General features: G+C 71.2%; 20 protein-coding genes. 3 read left to right on the top strand and 17 right to left on the bottom strand.

All coding sequences use genetic code 11. From position 1 onward, the window contains the following. Positions 1-382: 382 nt before the first annotated feature. Together ACGFT2_RS12710 and ACGFT2_RS12705 are read right to left on the bottom strand one after the other, a co-directional pair. Complete coding sequence (locus tag ACGFT2_RS12710; RefSeq protein ID WP_393276833.1) at positions 383-1,156, bottom strand: isoprenyl transferase; 774 nt, start codon at positions 1,154-1,156, stop codon at positions 383-385. Positions 1,157-2,065: 909 nt separating this feature from the next. Then, positions 2,066-2,851, bottom strand: coding sequence for a class I SAM-dependent methyltransferase (locus tag ACGFT2_RS12705; protein WP_393276830.1), 786 nt, complete (start codon positions 2,849-2,851; stop codon positions 2,066-2,068). A gap of 52 nt (positions 2,852-2,903) precedes the next feature. Here ACGFT2_RS12705 and ACGFT2_RS12700 point away from each other — a divergent pair, with 52 nt between their 5' ends. Next, positions 2,904-3,428 (top strand): DinB family protein, encoded by a 525-nt coding sequence (locus ACGFT2_RS12700; RefSeq protein WP_393276827.1) that lies wholly within the window; start codon positions 2,904-2,906, stop codon positions 3,426-3,428. 157 nt (positions 3,429-3,585) lie between these two features. On the opposite strand, the gene ACGFT2_RS12695 is transcribed toward ACGFT2_RS12700, so the two are convergent. After that, positions 3,586-4,089, bottom strand: a complete 504-nt coding sequence (locus tag ACGFT2_RS12695; RefSeq protein WP_393276824.1) for a GNAT family N-acetyltransferase — start codon at positions 4,087-4,089, stop codon at positions 3,586-3,588. A gap of 315 nt (positions 4,090-4,404) precedes the next feature. Between ACGFT2_RS12695 and ACGFT2_RS12690 the strand changes: the two genes are divergently transcribed. Then, positions 4,405-4,812 carry a DUF192 domain-containing protein gene (locus ACGFT2_RS12690; RefSeq protein ID WP_393276822.1) on the top strand — a complete coding sequence of 136 codons (408 nt, stop codon included), beginning with the start codon at positions 4,405-4,407 and terminating at the stop codon, positions 4,810-4,812. 264 nt (positions 4,813-5,076) lie between these two features. On the opposite strand, the gene ACGFT2_RS12685 is transcribed toward ACGFT2_RS12690, so the two are convergent. The 14 genes from ACGFT2_RS12685 to ACGFT2_RS12620 form a co-directional block, all read right to left on the bottom strand. Next, positions 5,077-5,709: an OmpA family protein gene (locus tag ACGFT2_RS12685; protein WP_393276820.1), complete on the bottom strand. Its 633-nt coding sequence runs from the start codon at positions 5,707-5,709 to the stop codon at positions 5,077-5,079. A 7-nt stretch (positions 5,710-5,716) separates the two neighbouring features. Beyond that, positions 5,717-6,292 carry a hypothetical protein gene (locus tag ACGFT2_RS12680; protein ID WP_393276817.1) on the bottom strand — a complete coding sequence of 192 codons (576 nt, stop codon included), beginning with the start codon at positions 6,290-6,292 and terminating at the stop codon, positions 5,717-5,719. A gap of 33 nt (positions 6,293-6,325) precedes the next feature. Next, positions 6,326-6,901, bottom strand: a complete 576-nt coding sequence (locus ACGFT2_RS12675; RefSeq protein WP_393277674.1) for a pilus assembly protein TadG-related protein — start codon at positions 6,899-6,901, stop codon at positions 6,326-6,328. Next, a complete protein-coding gene (locus ACGFT2_RS12670) occupies positions 6,901-7,098 on the bottom strand; it encodes a hypothetical protein (RefSeq protein WP_333764989.1) in 198 nt (65 codons plus the stop codon). Before ACGFT2_RS12670 ends, ACGFT2_RS12675 begins: the two co-directional genes overlap by 1 nt. Before the next feature lie 125 nt (positions 7,099-7,223). After that, positions 7,224-7,982 carry a response regulator gene (locus tag ACGFT2_RS12665; protein WP_393276814.1) on the bottom strand — a complete coding sequence of 253 codons (759 nt, stop codon included), beginning with the start codon at positions 7,980-7,982 and terminating at the stop codon, positions 7,224-7,226. Between the two features lie 12 nt (positions 7,983-7,994). Then, positions 7,995-9,488: a histidine kinase gene (locus ACGFT2_RS12660; protein WP_393276812.1), complete on the bottom strand. Its 1,494-nt coding sequence runs from the start codon at positions 9,486-9,488 to the stop codon at positions 7,995-7,997. 235 nt (positions 9,489-9,723) lie between these two features. Continuing rightward, positions 9,724-10,617, bottom strand: coding sequence for a DUF5936 domain-containing protein (locus tag ACGFT2_RS12655; RefSeq protein WP_393276810.1), 894 nt, complete (start codon positions 10,615-10,617; stop codon positions 9,724-9,726). A gap of 16 nt (positions 10,618-10,633) precedes the next feature. Further along, a complete protein-coding gene (locus tag ACGFT2_RS12650; protein ID WP_393276807.1) occupies positions 10,634-11,578 on the bottom strand; it encodes a type II secretion system F family protein in 945 nt (314 codons plus the stop codon). A gap of 8 nt (positions 11,579-11,586) precedes the next feature. Next, positions 11,587-12,924: a CpaF family protein gene (locus ACGFT2_RS12645; protein WP_393276804.1), complete on the bottom strand. Its 1,338-nt coding sequence runs from the start codon at positions 12,922-12,924 to the stop codon at positions 11,587-11,589. Further along, positions 12,921-13,256, bottom strand: a complete 336-nt coding sequence (locus ACGFT2_RS12640) for a TadE/TadG family type IV pilus assembly protein (RefSeq protein WP_393276802.1) — start codon at positions 13,254-13,256, stop codon at positions 12,921-12,923. Before ACGFT2_RS12640 ends, ACGFT2_RS12645 begins: the two co-directional genes overlap by 4 nt. Before the next feature lie 253 nt (positions 13,257-13,509). Continuing rightward, positions 13,510-13,935 carry a TadE/TadG family type IV pilus assembly protein gene (locus tag ACGFT2_RS12635; RefSeq protein ID WP_393277672.1) on the bottom strand — a complete coding sequence of 142 codons (426 nt, stop codon included), beginning with the start codon at positions 13,933-13,935 and terminating at the stop codon, positions 13,510-13,512. A gap of 18 nt (positions 13,936-13,953) precedes the next feature. After that, on the bottom strand, positions 13,954-15,186 hold the full coding sequence (locus tag ACGFT2_RS12630) for a CpaE family protein (protein WP_393276799.1): 1,233 nt from the start codon (positions 15,184-15,186) through the stop codon (positions 13,954-13,956). 12 nt (positions 15,187-15,198) lie between these two features. Beyond that, complete coding sequence (gene cpaB, locus ACGFT2_RS12625; protein ID WP_393276798.1) at positions 15,199-15,906, bottom strand: Flp pilus assembly protein CpaB; 708 nt, start codon at positions 15,904-15,906, stop codon at positions 15,199-15,201. A gap of 144 nt (positions 15,907-16,050) precedes the next feature. Then, positions 16,051-16,893 (bottom strand): hypothetical protein, encoded by an 843-nt coding sequence (locus tag ACGFT2_RS12620; protein ID WP_393277670.1) that lies wholly within the window; start codon positions 16,891-16,893, stop codon positions 16,051-16,053. Positions 16,894-17,217: 324 nt separating this feature from the next. Between ACGFT2_RS12620 and ACGFT2_RS12615 the strand changes: the two genes are divergently transcribed. Next, the gene (locus tag ACGFT2_RS12615; RefSeq protein WP_393276795.1) at positions 17,218-18,930 is read left to right on the top strand and encodes a chitinase; all 1,713 of its coding nucleotides are present in this window, start codon (positions 17,218-17,220) and stop codon (positions 18,928-18,930) included. The last annotated feature ends 166 nt before the right edge of the window (positions 18,931-19,096 follow it).

Here is a 19,096-nt window from a genome sequence, read left to right as displayed (position 1 = left end):
GACGTACCCCCTCGGATGAGGTCGGGGAGCGACGAAGTGGAAGCCGGGCCGGGAGGATGGGATCAGTGCGGCCGGTTTCCGGCCCCCGCGCAGGGCGGGCCGGATACCGGCCCTCCGCGGCTGCTTCCGTGCAGTGACCACACGATCGGGCTGGTGCAAAGGGCCTCCCGGGCGGACGGCCCCGTGCCGTCCGCTGAGATACGACGCCCGTGGTTCGGGTGTCGACCTGCTTGGCTTATGCCCTCGAACATGCGCTGCCATGCAGATACAGCCAACAGCGCGACGGTGAATACCTTGTTACTTCCTGCCGAACTGGGGTATACGGGTGAATCCCGTCAGCGTCGGCGAGGGGTGCGGCGGCCCGGTGCGGCGTGGCGGGTGCTCAGCCGCCGTAGCGGCGATGACGTGCGGCGTAGTCGCGCAGGGCGCGCAGGAAGTCGACCTTGCGGAAGGCCGGCCAGAAGACCTCGCAGAAGTAGTACTCCGAGTGCGCGGTCTGCCAGAGCATGAATCCGGACAACCGCTGTTCGCCGCTGGTGCGGATCACCAGGTCCGGGTCGGGCTGGTCACCCGTGTAGAGGTGACGGCCGATCATGTCGATGTCCACGGTCTCGGCGAGCCGGAGCATCGGTACGCCCTTGTCGTGGGCGTCGAGCAGCATGGAGCGCACGGCGTCGGCGATCTCCTGCCGCCCGCCGTAACCGATGGCCACGTTGACCACTATCCCGTCCACGTGGGCGGTGGCGTCCTCGGCCTCCTTCAGCGCCGTCTGCATCTGCGCGGGCAGCAGGTCGCGGTTGCCGGCGTGGCGCACCCGCCAGCGGCCGTCGGCGCCGAGGGCGCGGACGACGTCCTCGATGATGCCCAGCAGCGGGACCAGCTCCTCCTGCGGACGCTCGAAGTTGTCCGTGGACAGCAGCCACAGGGTGACGACCTCGACCTCGGTCTCGCTGCACCAGCCGAGGAACTCCTCGATCTTCTCGGCACCGGCCCGGTGGCCGTGCACGGCACTGGAGCCGGACGCCTTCGCCCAGCGGCGGTTGCCGTCCATGATGACGCCGATGTGCTTGGGCACCTGAGCGTGGTCCAGGTGGCCTTCCACCCGGTGCGCGTAGAGCCTGACGAGCAGGCCGCGCAGCTTGTCGCGCAGGTTCACGTGGCCCTCCGGGGTTTGGTGCGGGGTGCGTACGGGGTGCCGGAGCCGTTGAGCCTACCTCTGCTGAGGGCCTGATTCCGGTTCGGGGTTTTCGGTTGTGGGCGGGTGCGGCCGCGCCGTCCTGCGCGGGTCCGCCGGGGCTGGTCGCGGGTCCACGCGGGGCTCGCCGCGGGTGCGTGTCGGCGCCGGGCTCGCCGCGGGTCTGCGCCGGGCCGGGCCCGCCGCCTCCGCCTGCCCGCACGTCCGGCCGCGTGCCGTGGCCCGCGCGTCCGTCACCGCGCCACTTCCGCGGCGCGAGGGGCTTGCCTCTCATGGAGGACGCCTTCCCGGCGCCCGGCGGTTCCCCACAAAAAACGGGCCGGTCCGTGGGGGGGAGACGGACCGGCCCGAGGGGGGGTTTCCACCATAACCCTTTGTGAGGGATGGCGGGTGCATCGACGGGCCACAACTACTCTCCGAAATCGCCCGGCGACGCCACGGTGGGGGCGGGGCACTGGAATCGAGGGTGTTTCACGGCCGATTCACAGCGGAATCACAGGGGAATTCGGGCGGTTGCGAACACATTCCGAGGTTTTCCGTCGCCTTGAGGACACTTATGCGAGTTGTCCCGAGGTCCCTCCGATGGGCTACCCCGTCGCGAATGGTGACTTGACCATTCCGCTACGCCAGACAGGGTGCGTCGCCCGACTTTTCGGCACCGCGCAGCCCCCTCCGCTGCGCGGTACCGCCCACGCAGCTTTGCTGGCGCGAATTTCCTTGGTCTGAACCTACGTGACGCGTGTGGCGGATGTGAACCCGGCTCGATAACGATGTGGAAACCCCGGGAGAACCAGGCGTGAACGACACCCGCTTTCTCCCGAAACGCCCTTGCGCGTCAGCGGGCCGGCTACGGACGCACGGCCTTGCGCGTCAGCGGGCCGGCTTACGGGCGTCGAAGAGGTGCCGGCTGCTGTGGGCGACGAAAGAGCCCTCCCGCCGGATGCGCTCGTGGAGCGCCCGGAGTTGCGGCTCGTACGACTCGACCGTGAAGCCGGGGACCATCCAGACGACCTTGCGCAGGAAGTGGACCACCGCGCCGACGTCGTGGAACTCCATCCGCAGGCGCTCGGCCCGCAGGTCGGCCACCTCGAGGCCCGCCGCCTCGGCGTCGGCCCGCTCCCGCCCGGGGTCACGGCCCGCGCGCACCTCGTCCGGCTGCGGTCCAAGGAAGTACTCGACCAGCTCGAAGACGCTGGCCGGCCCGACGTGCTGCGCGAAGTACGTGCCGCCTGGCCGCAGCACCCGGGCGATCTCGTCCCAGTACGGGCGCACCGGGTGCCGGCTGAGCACCAGGTCGAACGCCTCGTCGGCGAACGGCAGCGGTGCGTCGTCCGGGGCGGCGACGACCACCACACCGCGGGGCCGCAGCAGTGACGTGGCCTTGGCGACGTTCGGCGGCCAGCCCTCCGTGGCGGCGACCGCCGGCGGCCGGGCGGGCTCCGCGCCGCTCAGCGCGAAGTCGAGCACCTCGCCACCGCCGGTCTGGATGTCCAGGGCGGCCTGCGCCTGGACCAGCCGCTCCCCCGCCGACCGGGCGTACCCCCACGAGGGCCGCGCCTCGGTGGCCCGCCCCTCGAACCAGGAGAAGTCCCACCCTTCGGTGGGCTCGGCGGCACCCTCGGCCACGAGGTCTTCGAAGGACCGGTTCGCTGTCATGGCGGCCATGATCGCAGGCCGACGGCGGCGGGTCCTGCTACTTTCCGCCTGCATGACGACCTACTTCGCCGGAGAGAAGGACACACTGCACGCCGGCCTGGACCGGCACCGGGACGCCGTGCTCCGCAAGCTCCAGGGCCTCGACGACGAGCAGTTGCGCCGCCCGATGACGCCGACCGGCACGAACCTGCTGGGCCTCGTCAAGCACCTGGCCGCCGTCGAGTACGGCTGGTTCGTGGAGGCGTTCGGCGGCACGGCCGAGCCGCTCTGGTTCGACCCGTACGACGACATGCGGGTGGCCGCCGACGAGACGACGCAGCGGATCGTCGCGTTCTACGGGCGCGCCCGCGCCGCCGCCGACCGTACGATCGCCGCGCTGCCCCTGGACACGGCGGGCCGCCCGTCCTGGCGGGACGGCAAGGTCTCGCTGCGCTGGACGCTGGTCCACATGGTCGAGGAGACCGCCCGGCACGCCGGGCACATGGACATCCTCCGCGAACTGATCGACGGAACGACAGGCGACGGCCCACCGGCGGGAGAGGGCGACGGCGACCCACGGGCGAGAGAGGGCGGCTGATGGAGTCAGGGGCGGGAGAGGGCGGCTGACGGAATCAGGGGCCGCGGCGGATGTGGCGGCTCCCGCCCCCTGACCCCGGCCCCGTTCGCCAGGTCACCCGTTCGTCAGGTCACCCGTTCGTCTCGTCACCCGTTCATCTCGTCGCCCGTTCGCCCCTTCACCCGTTCGCCTCGTCCAGGACGAGCAGGAGGTGTTCGTTCTCCCCGTACCGGACGGTGCCCGCGCGTCGGAAGCCGTGTCTCTCCAGGAGGCGGACGGAGGCGGTGTTGCCGGCGAAGGGGTCGGCGTGGAGGGGCCGGGCGTGCTCCTCACGGAGGAAGAGGGCCAGGGCGGCGGTGCCGATGCCCCGGCCCCAGTACGGCCTGCCGAGCCAGTACCCGAGGAACCGCCGGCCGTCCTGGGTCCAGGAGACGATGCTCCCCGCCACTGCCCCCGCCACGGTGACGGTCCGCACGAGGTTGTCGGGCTCGCCGAGCACTCGCCCCCGCCAGTGCGCGAGGAAGGCCTCCCGCGGCCGGGGAGGGAACCTCGACCGCCGGACGGCCTCCGGATCGTGCTCGTAGGCGAGAAACAGTTCGAGGTCCGCCTCGACCACGGCCCGCAGCCGCACGTCATGGCGCCCGCCTCGGTCGCCGTCCCCGCTCCGCGCCTGTTCGGTCATACGCAGAAGTGTGGCAGCGGCCACTGACAACGGCTGGGCGTCGTCGGCTACTACGGCACCAGAGGCCGCGCTTCCTCCGCGGTGAACCGCACGACGGCCTCCGGGCCCGGCTCGTCCCCGGATCTGCCGGCGGTCCTTCGAGTCCTGCGAGTCCGCGGTCCGGACGAGGGCCCGCAGCCGTTCGGGAGGAAGCTGGGGGCGGAACACTGCACCGAGTCGCGTCATTTCCTCCTCTCCCGGCGGGGAGGACGGGATGAGGACAACGTGTCCACGGATGCGCCGCGTTGGCGGTGGGGCGAAGAGGGAGGCCGGGTCATGGGACGGCGAGGGCGCTGGCGGGACGGACACGGAAAGCTGATCGTGCGGGAGGCCGAGGGGGACGCGGCGGTCGTGACCGTCCCCCTGGAGGTCGCGACGTCCTATCGGGCCCGGACCCGGGGGCTGCTGGGCCGTGACTCGGTCGAGGGGGCGATGCTGCTGTCGCCGGCGAGCGGGGTGCATACGTTCCGGATGCGGATTCCGATCGATGTCGCCTATCTGGACCGGCGGCTGACCGTCGTCGCCGTCCGCACGATGAAGCCGGGCCGACTGGGTCTGCCCCGCCCCCGCGCCCGCCATGTGCTGGAGGCGGAGGCCGGGGCGATGGAGGAGTGGGGGATGCGGGTGGGGATGCGGGTGGAGGTACTGGTGCAGGAACGGGTGGAGGGAGGTGGGGGGAAGTAGGGGCTCGGATGGCGGGACCGGGCCGGTGCACGTGGGGCGTTGTGGTGTGGGGCTGAGCATGGCCTCCGTGGGACGGCCCCGGGGACTGTCCCCGGGGGGACGACTCACGGGGCGGTCTCCGGGGGACGACTCACGGGGGCGGTCTCCGGGGGGGGGGACGGATCACTCGCGGGTCACGGCTCAGCCCTGGGTCCGGGGGACGGATCACTCGCGGGTCACGGCTCAGCCCTGGGTCCGCGGGACGGATGACTCGCGGGTCACGGCTCAGCCCTGGGTCCGGGGGAAGGAGACCTCCACCCGGCGGTTCTTCTTCCGGCCCGCCTCGGTGGAGTTGTCGGCGATCGGGTACTGCTCGCCGTAGCCGCGGACGTCGAAGGTGATGTCGGGGTCGTTCAGGTCCTGGTCGAGGACGGCCTGGACGGCATTGGCGCGCTGTCTGGACAGCACGTCGCCGTGGGCGGAGGAGCCGAGGTCGTCGGTGAAGCCGAAGACGCGGACCCGGGCCGAGTTCTGCTTCTTGATCTCCTGGGCGATGACCTCGATACGGGCCTTCGCCGCCGCGCCGAGTTCGGCACTGTCCTTGCCGAACAGCACCTCGGCCTGGAGCGCGAAGGTGACGTCGGCGTTGGTGTCCTCCCGGCGCTCGTCCCCGCTCTGGTCCTCCACGACCGACTTGATGTCGAGCACCTTGGGCTCCGCGAGGGTGGCGCCCTCGGGCAGCTTCAGGTCCGGGTCGGTGGGGTCGACCCGCACCGGGGCCGTGGCGGAGGGTTCGGTACCGGGGGGTTCGCTGGGATCGGTGTCGTCGGCGCGCGCCGGGGCGGCGGCCTGGATATTCGCCGCGAGCAGCAGGGCGGCCGCCGAGAGGATGAGAGCGAGGCGCGGGGTGGTGGTCACGTCGGCCTCACCCGGAGATCTTGATGCCGGCGGAGGCGAATGTCGGCAACTGGAACTCCACCTCGCTCGTGCTGGCGAGGGGCGCCGGGAACTGCATGAAGACGGCCAGGCTGTCACCGGCCTTGAGTGTCGAGAAGCCGGTGGTGGTCAAGGGGCGGCCCTCTGTGTCCCGCAGCACGTAGTACCGCTTCTTGCCTTGCGGATCGACCAGTGTGGCTCCGCCCAGGGACGTTCCGTTCCTGATGATCTCGGTCTCGTTACCGCTCAAGGCCGACGGGATGAGGAGACTCTTGGCTCCATCGTTCTTCAGGGCGCCGTTCACGGTGAGGAAGCCACCGGAATCACGTTGTACAGAGGTGATCTGGAGGAGTAGGCCCTCGGAACCCTTCAGTTCGGCCAGAGGTGCGTCCGACTGGCCCTCCTGCGCACTGGGCTCCGAGTGGCCGACCGTGGAAGCGGAACCGTGCGGCTTCTTGTCGTCGCCGGCACCTCCGCCACAGCCAGCCACACCGATGGCCAGACCAACCGCAACGGTCAAAGCGACCATCCCCCCGCGGGCCTTCGCAGTGATCCGAATGCTCATTGCTCTGCTTCCCTTTTCCATGGCGTTCGCTTGTCAGTCGGCCAGATGGACGTCGAAGAGGTCACTGGGTGTCGGGAGCTCCGACGGATCGTCCGGCTCAAGGTCCCACACCTTGTCTCGGCAATGGAGGCGCGGCAGCGAGTCGTCCGCAATGCCTTCGGCAGGAGGCTTGCAGAGCGGCTCGATCACGGCACGGGCATGGGCCGTCGACCGGACGCCCTCGGTACCGGGGACAACGGAGTCTCCGACCGTCTTGTTGGTCCTGACATCGACGCTGTAAGCGAGCATGTCCGGGCTGCACCTACGAACTTCAGCATCGTTCTGGGCGGCTAGCTCATCGGCGCGCCAGCAGAAGCTACCGGCCCCGGCTCCGTCGAATATGGCTCGCCATCTGGCCGGGTCGCGTACGACTGCCACCCACATCCCCGCCAGTTGATCCCGGGTGTCCTGAGCCGCCGCTAGCGCCGCCGCATCTGCAGCTGTCTGGGCTCCACCCCTGTTCACCGCAGCCTGGCCGACGGCCAGGTAGGCCAACGCAAGGAAGAGCAGGCCCGCCACCACGGTGATGTAGATGGGGAAGGCCTGCCCCGCGTCGCGCGGTGGAGCTATCAGCCGCCCGTAACCTCGGTGATCTTCGTCCTGATCGCATCGAAGATCGTCTGGCCGATACTCGTACCTGTGATCGCCAGCACGATCGCCACGACCACCGCGATGATGCCGAGGTACTCCACCGCGGTCTGCCCCCGGTCGCTCCGGGCGGCACGGGCCTGCAGATACGCCACGGTGGTGTTGAACCACTTGCTCATGGTCTTCCCCTCCAGCTTCGCCTCGGATCCGGGAAATGTACGGCGCCGGGCGCTGCCCGCCCAAGGGCCCAAGGGCCCAACTCCGGACCCATACGCGGGTGTCGGTGCGTGTCCCGGTCGTCATCTCAGGCCACCCCCAACCACTTCGCGGTCGCCTGGGATCTCGTCGTGCTGTGGAGCTTGGCGAAGATGCGGTTGATGTGGTTCTTGACCGTCTTCTCGCTGATGAAGCAGGTGGCGGCGATCTGCCGGTTGGTCATGCCGGATGCGATGAGGTCCATGATCTCCGCCTCCCTCGCACTCAGCCGGAACCGTGAACGGAGTGATTCTCGCACAGGAGATTGCAATTGCGAAAGGGACTGGACGGCACTTTCCGTTGCAGATAAAGGGAGTTCGGGGCTCGCGTGTGCAGGTGCAGCGATCTCCGGTTCAGGCAGTAGTGCCTTCGCCGCACCCGGTGTCACGTGCGGCCGGCCCTCCCGGACGTCCCGTACCGCCCGTACCAGCTGTTCCGTCGTGAACTCGCCGTGCACCAGGTATCCCCCCGCCCCCAGCCGCAGTGCCTCCCGCACCGTCTCCGTCTCATGGCTGTAGGTGAGCATCATGACCGGGGCGAGCCGCACCAGGTGCGGCAATGCCGAGATTCCGTCGACGCCGGGCATGCGGACGTCGAGGAGGATGACGTCGGGCCGGTGTGCGAGTGCCGCTTCGTAGGCCTCGCGGCCATCCGCCGCCTCGGCCACCACCGTGGTGTCGGCGCGGTCCGAGAGCAGGGCGGTCAGGCCCGCCCGGACCACGGGGTTGTCGTCGGCGACGAGCAGCCGCAGGGGCGGGGCGGCGGGCGTGGGCGGCGGGAAGTCCGGCCGGGATCGGGTGTGCCGCATGGTTGCCTCCTCTCAGGCTTCCCGGACAAGCGAGTCCGTGGGTCCGGTGGGCGAGTTCGTCGGCCCCGTACGCGGGTTCGGGGAGCCGGTACGTGAGTTCGGGGCGCCGGTGCGCGGGCTCGGGGTGCCGGTACGTGAGTTCGGGGAGTCGGTGCGTGAGTTCGGGGCGCCGGTGCGCGGGTTCGGGGGGCCGAAACGTGGGTTCGTGGGGGCTGCGGGCGGCATGGTGCCCGGGGTGTGCGGGGTGGCCGGTGGGAGTTCCAGCCGCACCTCCGTCCCCCGGGCGTGGCCGCCCCGGCCCACCCGGATGCGGGCGCCGGCCTGTGCGGCTCGTTCGACCATGCCGAGGAGGCCGAAGTGGCCCGACGAGCGGAGCTGTTCGAGCGTGGTGGCCGGTGGAAGGCCGGTGCCGTCGTCGCGGATCGTGAGGCGGAGCAGGCCGTCGTGGACCGCGGCGCGTACGTCCACGCGGGTCGCGGACGCGTGACGGTGGGCGTTCTCCAGCGCCTCCGCGGCGATGGCCAGGACGTGCCGGGTCACGGGTGCGGGCAGCGGTGGGAGGTCGGCGGGGTCCGGCCAGTGGCAGGTGACCGGCAGGCCGGTGCGGGCGGTGAATTCTCCCGCAAGAAGCGGCAGTCGGCGCCACGGTTGCGTTTCCTCCGTCGTGGCGGTCCGCTCCTGCCGCAGGTCCGTCAGCAGTTCCCGGGACTCCGCCGCCGCTCTGCGGGCCGAACGGGACACCAGTTCCGCCTGCCGCCTTATGCGGTGGGGGTCCGGATCGTCGGTGGACGCGGTCGCCGCCAGGCCGTCCGCCGCGAGGGCCACGCCGTACAGCGTCTTGGCCACCGAGTCGTGCATCTCGCGGGCCAGCCTGGCCCGTTCCGCGCTCACCGCCTCCGCGGCCGCGAGGCGCGCCTGGACCGCCGTCAGGGCCTGGGTCGCGGCGCCGAACCGGAGCATCAGGTTGCGCAGGGTCGACCCCATGGCGCCGGCGACGACGCACAGGCCGGGCAGCAGCAGGGCCTCGGCGACCGGCGCGTGCCGGTCTGCCTTCAGGGTGGTGTGGACGAGGAGCAGGATCAGGGACTGCAGGGAGGCGAAGCAGGCCGCGCCGCGCCAGCTGTAGACCAGGCCGGCCAGGAGCGGGGTGCAGACGCTGACGTAGGCGAGGGTGGTGTCCGGGCCCGCCGAGACCAGCAGGAAGGATCCGAAGAGGGTGTCGGCGGCGAGCAGGCTGGGGTGGCGCAGGAGCAGCGGGCCGAAGCGTTCCCAGTCGCGGAACAGGACGTAGGACGCCATGAAGGTGACGACCACGGCACCGCCGACCAGGCGGGCGCCGAGGCCGGGAGCGGCGTTGAGCAGGGCGGCGGGGGCGGCAACGGCGATCATGGCGAGCCGGAAACCGAAGACCTGCCGGCACATCGCCTGCAGCGCACGGACCTGGATCTTCTCCGAGGGCTCGTCCGGGGCCACCTCCCCGCCCGCTGCGCCCTCGGCGTGGCACACCGCCCGCTGCCCCTCGGGCCCGGCCCCGCTCCCCGCCGCCCGCTGCACCCCGGCCCCGGTTCCGCTCCCGTCCGCCGGCGCCCCCCGCCGGTCCTTCCCCGCCCCGCCCCCCTCGACCCCGGCGCCGGAGAGGCGTAGCAGCCACGCCGTGGCCGTTCTCAGCAGGCGTGCCCCCGGGGACACGCCCGTGACGCGAGCCCCACGGCCCGTCAGCCCTGTCACCGTCATACCCGCCTCACTCCCCCGTGAGTGAGCCGAAGTCCACCCCGGAGCCCAGCAGCAGGCCCGCGCCCAGGAGGAGCATCGTCGCCGGGACCATGAACGTGGTGATCATCAGCGTGGCCTTGGGCACCGCGCGCGCCGCCTTGCGGCGGGCGTTCTGGGCGTCCGTGCGACGCATGTCCTTGGCCAGGGAGACCAGGGTGTCCACGATCGGGGCGCCCAGTTCCTCGCCCTGCTGCAGTGCCGTCACGAACATGGCCACCTGCTCGGAGTCGTTGCGCCGGCGCAGTTCCGCGAAGGCCTCGCGACGGCTCATGCCCAGGTCCATCTGGCGCAGCGTGATGCGCAGTTCGTCGGCCCAGGGTCCCTCGTAGCGGGAGGCGACCCGGTCCAGGGCCTGGCGGAAGCCGAGGCCCGCGCTGACCACCACCGCCAGCACGTCCAGGAAGTCGGGCAGGGTGCGCTCGATGACGTCCTTGCGGACGCGGATCGCCGACCAGATGCCGACCTCCGTCCAGAACGCGCCGAAGAGCAGCAGGATCAGCGCCACGAACCACTGGCCACGCAGCAGGAAGACGAGAGCGCCCACGCCGCCCAGGGCGCCGTAGACCGCGCGCCGGGCCGCGTAGCGGTCGATGGTCAGGCCGCCGGGGTTGCCCGCCAGGTCGATCCTGCGCCGGTACTTGGCGACCAGCCGCGGGCCCATCAGCCGCAGGACGGCCGGGGCGTAGCGCATGCCCATGCGGTCGACGAGCGAGCCGACCGCGCCGGTTCGGGAGGCGCCGACCTCCAGGGCGACCGCGAGATCGCCGGGGAGCCTGGCGTCCGCGCGGTACATGCGGACGCCGGCGAAGACGCCCCATCCACCGGCGCCCATCAGCAGTGCGAGCAGGAATCCGAGTCCCATGGGGTACGCGCCCTCCTCACACGTCGATCCGGCTCATGCGCCGGATGAGGACGAAGCCGACGGCGTACAGGGCGAAGGCGATGACCACGCAGGCCTGGCCGACCGGCGAGCCGGTCATCCGGGCCAGGGCGCCGTCCTTGACGCCGTTCATCAGGAACAGGGCGCCGATACCGAGGACGGGCACGGCGTACGACGTCATGGTCACCTGGGAGAGCTGGGTGCGGATCTCGCGCCGGGTCTCCTTGCGCTCCTCCAGGGTCTCGGTCAGGTTCCGCAGCGCGGACACCACCTGGCCGCCCGCCCGGTTGGAGAGGACGAGGGTGGTCACCAGCACGACCAGTTCGCGGGAGGGGAGGCGGTCGGCGAGTTCACCGAGTGCGTCGTCCAGTGAGTGACCGATCGCCAACCGGTCCGCGACCCGGCTGAGTTCCTCACCGGCCGGCGCCTCCAGCTCCTCGGCCGCCATGCCGATCGCGGTGCGCAGGGCGAGGCCGGCCTGGGTGGCGTTGGCCAGGATGCGGGCGAGTTCGGGGAGCTGGTTGATGAAGCGCTCGATGCGTTTCTGCCGCTGCCAGTTGAGGAACTGCATCGCCGCCCAGACACCGAGCAGCCCCGCGATGGGCCCGAAGAAGGGCGCGAGGGCGGCCTGGCCGATCAGCCAGAGCGCGGCGACCGCGGCGAGCATGTAGACGAAGAACTCGCCCGGCGTGACGTCCAGGCCGGTCGTCGCCAGCCGGAGTTCGAGCCAGCGGCCGAAGCGGGTGCGGCGCAGTCGCCGGTCGAGGTCGCGGAAGCGGCGCCGGCGGCCGGTCACCGGCGCCGCGCCGGTCAGTGCGAGGCGGTCGACCAGGGCGGCGCGCTGGGCCCGGCCCGAGGCGTAGGCGTGCACGCCGGTCACCGCCAGGACGCAGGTCAGCAGCGTCACACCGGTGGTGAGCTGGACGAGGGTGTGCAGTTCCATGGGGTGGCCTACCTGGCTTCTCGGGTGGCGAGCTGGTCCGCGGAGTGGGCGACGCCGAAGGCCTGCGGAATGGGCTGGCTCGCCATGTAGAGGCGGTCGGCGGTACGGCGGGGCAACGGAAAGTACTGGAAGGCGCCGTACACCCGGCCGTCCGCCGTCATGGGCCGCGCGTCGAAGCGGGCCACGGTCGCCAGCCGGTACGGCTCGCCCCCGTGGCTGTCGAGCAGCGCGATCTCGGTGATGCGGCGGGCGCCGTCGGCGAACCGGGTCAGCTGGACGATGACGTCGACCGCGCTGTTGATCTGGTCGTGCAGCGCCACGAAGGGCACCTCGACGTCGGACATGGAGGCGAGGGTCTGCAACCGGGTGAGGGCGTCCTCCGCGCTGTTGGCGTGCACGGTGGCGAGGGAGCCGTCGTGACCGGTGGACATGGCCTGGAGCATGTCGAGGGACTCGCCGCCGCGGACCTCGCCGACCACGATCCGGTCGGGTCGCATCCGCAGGGAGTTGCGGACGAGGTCCCGGATGGTGACCTGCCCCTTGCCCTCCACGTTCGGCGGGCGCGACTCCAGGCGGACCACGTGGGTCTGCTGGAGCTGGAGTTCGGCGGAGTCCTCGATGGTGATGATGCGCTCGTGCGACGGGATCAGCCCGGACAGGGCGTTCAGCAGGGTCGTCTTGCCGGTGCCGGTCGCGCCGGAGACGATGATGTTGAACTTCGCCTGCACCAGGCCTGCCAGCAGATACACCATGTGCTCGTCGAGCGAGCCGAAGCCGATCAGCTCCTGGAGCGTGAAGGAGCGCGGGAAGCGGCGGATGGTCAGGATGGGGCCGGTCAGGGACAGCGGCGGGATGATGACGTTGACACGCTCACCGGACGGGAGGCGGGCGTCCACCATCGGGTTCGACTCGTCGACCCTGCGGTTCACCGTGGAGACGATCCGCTCGATGGTCTGCATCAGCTGGTCGGCGGAGGCGAAGCGGAGCGGCAGCTGCTCGACCCGGCCGCCGCGTTCCACGAAGATCGCGTCGGCGCCGTTCACCATGATCTCGGTGATCGACGCGTCCTCCAGGAGAGGTTCCAGGATGCCGAGGCCGAGTGCCTCGTCCACCACCCGGCGGATCAGCTGGGAGCGCTCCGCCGTCGACAGCACCGGGCCCTCGCGGCTGATGATGTGCCCGAGCACCCGCTCCAGCCGGGCCCGGCGCTCGGCGGCGGCGAGCGAACTCATCTCCGCGAGGTCGATCTCCTCCAGCAGCTTGGCCCGGTAGGAGGCGACCAGAAGCCCGTCCTCGCCGCGGCCGGCGTGCTCCTCCGGAGCGTTGATACGTGCCCGCAGGCTCATGGTGCGCTGCTCCTCGCTCGGTCGTCGCGCGGCATGGTGGCGGTCTTCCGGGCGGGGTCGAAGGACCAGCCGGGGACGATCTGCGGGATGGTCACGGTGGCGGTGACGGTGACCGAGTCGCCGCCGCCGCTCTCCGCGCAGGACACGCTGAGGGCTCCGCTGACCGCCTGTGCACACGCCTGCTGGGCCCCCTGCCCCAGGGACGCCGCCCGCGCCCCGGCCCGGGCGGCCGTACCGGCCTGCTCGGCGGCGTAGGCCACCGCGCCGATCTGGATGCCCGCCATGGCCACGATCAGCAGGATCGGGACGAACCCGAGGTACTCGATGGCCACTTGCCCGGCGTCGCGCCGCACCGGCCGTACGCGCCGGGAGCCTCGTAGGCGTTGTGGGCCTCGTAAGCACCGGGAGCCTCGTGGACATCGCAGTCCTCGCAGACGTTGCAGTCCTCGCAGACATTGCAGTCCTCGTAGGCGTTGCAGTCCTCGTAGGCGTTGCAGACGTCGTAGGCGTGGCAGACGTCGTAGGCGTCGTGTGCGCAGCGTCCGCCGTGTGCGCTGTACGCGCTGTGTGCGCCGGTACGGCATCTCAGCGCTTCACCTCCTCGACGGCGCCGGCGTGGCCGGTCACCCGGGCCGGGAAGTCGATCAGACCGGGGAAGAGAACGGGCACGTGCAGCGTCACCTCGGCCGTCACGTAACCGCTCTGGCTGCAGTTCACTTCGGCACTACCTCTCCAGGCCGCCGACAGATGCCTCAGCCCCGCCGCCGAGCAGGCGGCCTGCCGCGCACCCCCCGGCGGCACCGCCGTACCGGCCCGCGCCGCCTCGTCCGCGGCGTTCCCGGCGAGCGTGAAGGTGTACCCCACGAGCACGGCCTGCCACACGAGCACCAGCGTCAGGACGATCACCGGTGTCATCCCCAGGAACTCGATGCTGACCTGCCCGCGGTCCCCACCCCGTCGCCCGAGCCGCTTCACGGGCCGCTTCTTTGGGTGCTCCACGGGCCGCTTCATGGGCTGCTTCATGGACGCTCACTCCTTCCGCCGGCGGAAGCCCACCGCGGGCCGGCCCGCGCCCCGGTGCGAGCCCTCGCCCGCGTTCGCCAGCCCCAGCTCCGCGGCGAGCGCCCACAGCGCCTGCTTCACCGCGCTCCGGCCGTCGAGTTCGTGCACCCGTCCGGCGTCCACGACCCCCTGCAGCTCCTTGAAGTTCGCGGGGATCGCGGTGCGTGCGACGGCCGTACCGGTGATGCGCTGCACCAGGGCCGGCTGGATCTCCGTGTGCCGGGTGTGCCGGTTGACGACCACGGTCGTCTCCTCGGCCTTGCGGATCTGCAGCCGGTCCCACATCCGTACGGTCCGCTTGGCGGCGCGTACGGCGATCACGTCCGGGGTGGTGACCAGCAGGGCGGTGTCCGCCATCTCCACGGCTGCCGCGCTCGCGCCGCTCAGCTGGGCGCCGCAGTCCACCACGACCACCTCGTAGCGGGACCGCAGGGCGCCGAGGACCTGCCGGGCGGCGCGGTCGGTGACCTCCTCGCCGCGTTCGCCCTCGCCGGGCGCGAGGAGCAGGGCGAGCCCGGTGTCGTGGCGGAAGACGGCGTCGGCGAGGACGCGGGGCGAGATGTCGGTGATGGTGGCCAGGTCGACCACGGAGCGACGGAACTGGATGTCCAGGTAGGAGGCGATGTCACCGGTCTGCAGGTCGAGGTCGACCAGGGCGGTGGCCCGGCCGGAGGCCTGCGCGGCGAGGGCCAGCTGGACGGCGGTCAGAGTGGCGCCGGTGCCGCCCTTGGCGCCGCTGACCGTGACGACCGTACCGCCGGCGCCGCCGAGGACGTCGGCGCCGTGCCCGAGGTGCCGTCGTACGCCGGTGGACCACTGGGCGACGGCCTGGACGCGGCCGGCGAGTTCCTCGTACGACAGCGGGAGCGCGACCAGGCCGCGGGCGCCGGAGTCCATGGCGGCGGCGAACAGGCCGGGGCTCGCGTCGGTGGTGACGAGGACGACGCCGACGGCCGGGAAGCGCAGGGCGACCTCGCGGATCAGCTCCAGGGCCGGGACGGGGCCGATGCGTTCATGGACGACGACCACTTCCGGCAGTTCGTCGATCGATTCGGCGGCGAGCCGGGCGAGGGTGTCGAGCAACTGGGTGGAGTCGGTCGCCGGTGGCTGCGGTTCGGCGTCGGGGAGCTGGCTGAGCAGGGTGACGAGGGAGCGGACGGCGTCCGGGTCCGCGCCGGCCGGGAGGATCCTGGTGGGCATGCGGGCCGCCTCTCACTTGTCCGTCGCGAGTTCGTAGGTGCGGTCCTTGTCGGGGACGCTGGTCTCGCTGCCGGGGGCGACGAGCGCGAGCCGGACGCGCTGGGCGAAGGACTCGGCGTAGGTGATCCGCTGCGCGTCGAGGGTGGACAGCGCGAAGGTGATGGGGACGGCCTCGGTGGGCTGCTGCTGGTTCTTGCTGCGGTCCGGGTCGAGGGCGGTGATGTGCCCGACGTCGAGGACGCGCGCGTTGGTGACGATGATCTTCGACTGCTCGGGGTCGCCCTCCTTCCGTCCCTCGAAGGTGGCGTAGACGTTGACGCGCGAACCCGGGGTGATCTTCCCCGCCACGCCCGTCGCCGCGTCGATCATGATGGCGACCTCCTGCTGGCCGGGCTGGAGGGCCGGCTGGTCGACGACCATGTCGGTCTGGAGGAGGGAGCCGGCCTGCAGGGTGGTCACGGCGATCTTGCCGCGGATCTGGCGGAGATCGGTGACGGCGTTGCCGGACAGCCACCGCTTCGGCATCTCGATCTTCTCGAACTGGCCCGTTTCCAGCGTGGTGTACGGCTCGACCTTGGATTTCACCCGGTAGGCGGTGACCTCGGGACCGACCTTGGAATTCACGTCATGGACGACGGAGAGCACGCCGGCGAACGCGCCCAGAGCGCACAGGGCCGACAGGATCAGGAGTATCACGCCGCGGCGCTGACGGGAGTTCATGAACCGTGCAACCTCATTGGGGGAATCGGTCGAGCGGGATGTGAAGGTGTCCGGGTCGGGCCGATCCGGCCGGGCCGGCGGGCGGGTCGGTCTGGCGGGTCGGGTTGGCGGGTCGGGTTGGCGGGTCGGGTTGGGTGCCGCCGGTCAGGCGGGCGTGCGCCGTTCCAGGGCGCGGGGTACGGGCGGTTCGAGGGCGGGCAGGGTGGCCGAACAGAAGACGCAGTGGTCGCCGATGACGTCGAGGCCGCACCAGTGGCAGCTCGTCCGGCGTACCGAGGTGACGAGTTGGTACAGCACGGAGAGGTCGGCGAGGTAGCTGCAGAACTCGACCATCCGGCCGGTGCCCCACCACACCGGGGATTCGGCGGGCAGCGGGGTCTCCCGCAGGCCGTGCACGTTCCACTCCGTGCCGAGGGCGGCGGCCCAGTCGCTCGGCAACTGCCCCTTGGCGACGATCATCCAGGTACTGAACTCGGGCCCTTTGAGCGTGGCGCCGGGCCCGATCCGCACGAGTTGCGGTTCGGGGTGGGCGAGGACCGCGAACTGGCTGCCGGGCATCCAGGACTTGGCGTGCGCCTTGAGCCCCACCGGAACGCGGTCCAGTTTCGCGACGGAGCCGAGGACGGCGCCGGCGTGGACGTAGTGGGTGAGCAGACGGCCCGCGGAGGCGAGCACGCCCGGGCTCAGGTCGCAGGAGGCGAGCTGCCGCAGCTGCCGGGCCAGGACGGCGACGCCGAGCGGCGGCAGCTCCGGCCGGAAGAAGGCGATCCGGTCGCTCTCCAGCAGCGAGCGCAGCGTCTGCAGCCTTCGTAGGACGGGTTCCGGGGCGACCGGGGAGCAGACGACGAGCAGATACCCGTACTGCTCGGTGTGGGTGTGGAGTTCGGTCAGGACGTGGTCGAGCGGCCGCTGATCGATGTCGTGCAGCACGACGGCGGGCACGGTCCGTTCGTCCTGCGCCGGCAGCGCCATGTCGGCGCTGGTCACGGCAATGGCAGTTGGCACGCGCAGCTCCCCGCTCTTCACACCCGCCGGCCCACCGGGGTAACTCCAATGCGCCAGAACGACTTCATTGCGTGACTACCTGAGCACTGTATCCACGCCTGTATGACCGGAGAACAGCGTTTGTGAAGCTCGCGGGTAACTCTCTGGACGCAACTCAGGCCAAATCCGGACAGGTTGCGTCGGCGAGCCGGGGCGGTTTCGGTCTGGACCTCTTGACACCCCGATTGGTCTGGACCAACTTGTAGGCCAGCGGTGGCCACCGTCCCTCACCCCCTCTCCCCGCCGAACTCCCCACCGGAGGCTCCAGTGGACCGCGTACCAGGCATACCCAGATCCCGCAGACGGCGGCTCGCGACGTGGTCCGCCGCCACCGCCCTCGCCCTCTCCGTCGCCGGCCTCGCCGCCGCCTCCCCCGCGTTCGCGGCGGACGTCAACAACGCCAGGAACGCCGGTTTCGAGTCGGGCCTGGCCAACTGGACCTGTTCGGCGGGCAGCGGCGCGACCGTCTCCTCCCCGGTGCACGGCGGCTCCTCCGCCCTGAAGGCGACGCCGGCCGGCCAGGACAACGCCAAGTGCACCCAGACGGTGGCCGTCAAGCCCAACTCGACGTACACGCTGGGCGCCTGGGTCCAGGGCGGCTACGCCTACCTGGGTGTGACCGGCACGGGCACGACGGACGTCTCGACCTGGACGCCCGACTCGGCGTCCTGGAAGCAGCTGTCGACGACCTTCACCACCGGTGCCTCCACCACGTCCGTCACCCTCTACACCCACGGCTGGTACGGCCAGGCCGCCTACTACGCCGACGACGTCTCGGTCTACGGCCCCGACGGCGGCGGGGGCGGCGACCCGGCCCCCACCGTCCCCGCCGCTCCGGCCGGCTTGTCGGTCTCGGGCACGACCTCCTCGTCGGTCTCCCTGTCCTGGTCACCGGTGTCGGGCGCGACCGGCTACAACGTCTATCGCAACGGTACGAAGGTGACGGCGGTGACCGGCACCTCGGCGACCGTGACCGGCCTGAGCGCCGCCACCTCGTACACCTTCCAGGTCACCGCGGCCAACGCGGCGGGCGAGTCGGCGAAGTCGGCGGCGGTGACGGGCACGACGGCCTCCGGGAGCGGGGGCGGCGGCACCCTCCCCAGGCACGCGGTGACGGGCTACTGGCAGAACTTCAACAACGGCGCCAAGGTCCAGAAGATCTCGGACGTCCCCTCCGCCTACGACATCATCGCGGTGGCCTTCGCGGACGCCACCCCGACGCCGGGCGCGGTGACCTTCAACCTCGACTCGGCCGGCCTCGGCGGCTACACGGCCGACCAGTTCAAGGCGGACATCCGGGCGAAGCAGGCGGCCGGCAAGAAGGTCATCGTCTCCATCGGCGGCCAGAACGGCACGGTGTCGATCAGCGACTCGGCCTCGGCGGCGAACTTCGCGAACTCCGTGTACTCGCTGATGCAGACGTACGGCTTCGACGGAGTCGACATCGACCTGGAGAACGGCCTCAACGCCACCTACATGACGCAGGCGCTGCGCTCGCTCTCCGCGAAGGCCGGCTCGTCCCTGATCATCACGATGGCCCCGCAGACGATCGACATGCAGTCGACGTCGAACTCCTACTTCCAGACGGCCCTGAACATCAAGGACATCCTCACGGTCGTCAACATGCAGTACTACAACAGCGGTTCGATGCTCGGCTGCGACGGCAAGGTCTACAGTCAGGGATCGGTGGACTTCCTCACCGCGCTCGCCTGCATCCAGCTGGAGGGCGGTCTCGCCCCGTCCCAGGTGGGCCTCGGCCTCCCGGCCTCCACGAGCGGGGCGGGCAGCGGCTACGTCTCCCCCACCGTGGTCAACAACGCCCTCGACTGCCTGGCCAAGGGCACGGGCTGCGGCACCTTCAAGCCCTCCAGGACCTACCCCGACCTGCGCGGCGCGATGACCTGGTCCACGAACTGGGACGCGTCCGCGGGCAACGCGTGGTCGAACTCGGTGGGAGCGCACGTGCATGCGCTGCCGTAGCGTGAGCGCCCCCTGAACACCGGCGCCCGGACCTCACCGGTCCGGGCGCTGCCGTGTACGGGGACGCGGGGAGCCGGTAAGGGGGGACGCCGCTGTGCGGGACCTCGGGGCCCCGGGACGCCGGGCGGCGATATCCGGTCAGCGGTTCCTGTACCGCGTTCCTGCC

Source organism: Streptomyces sp. NPDC048514 (genome assembly GCF_043199955.1).
Lineage (GTDB): Bacteria > Actinomycetota > Actinomycetes > Streptomycetales > Streptomycetaceae > Streptomyces.
This window is presented reverse-complemented; position numbering and strand designations above follow the sequence as displayed.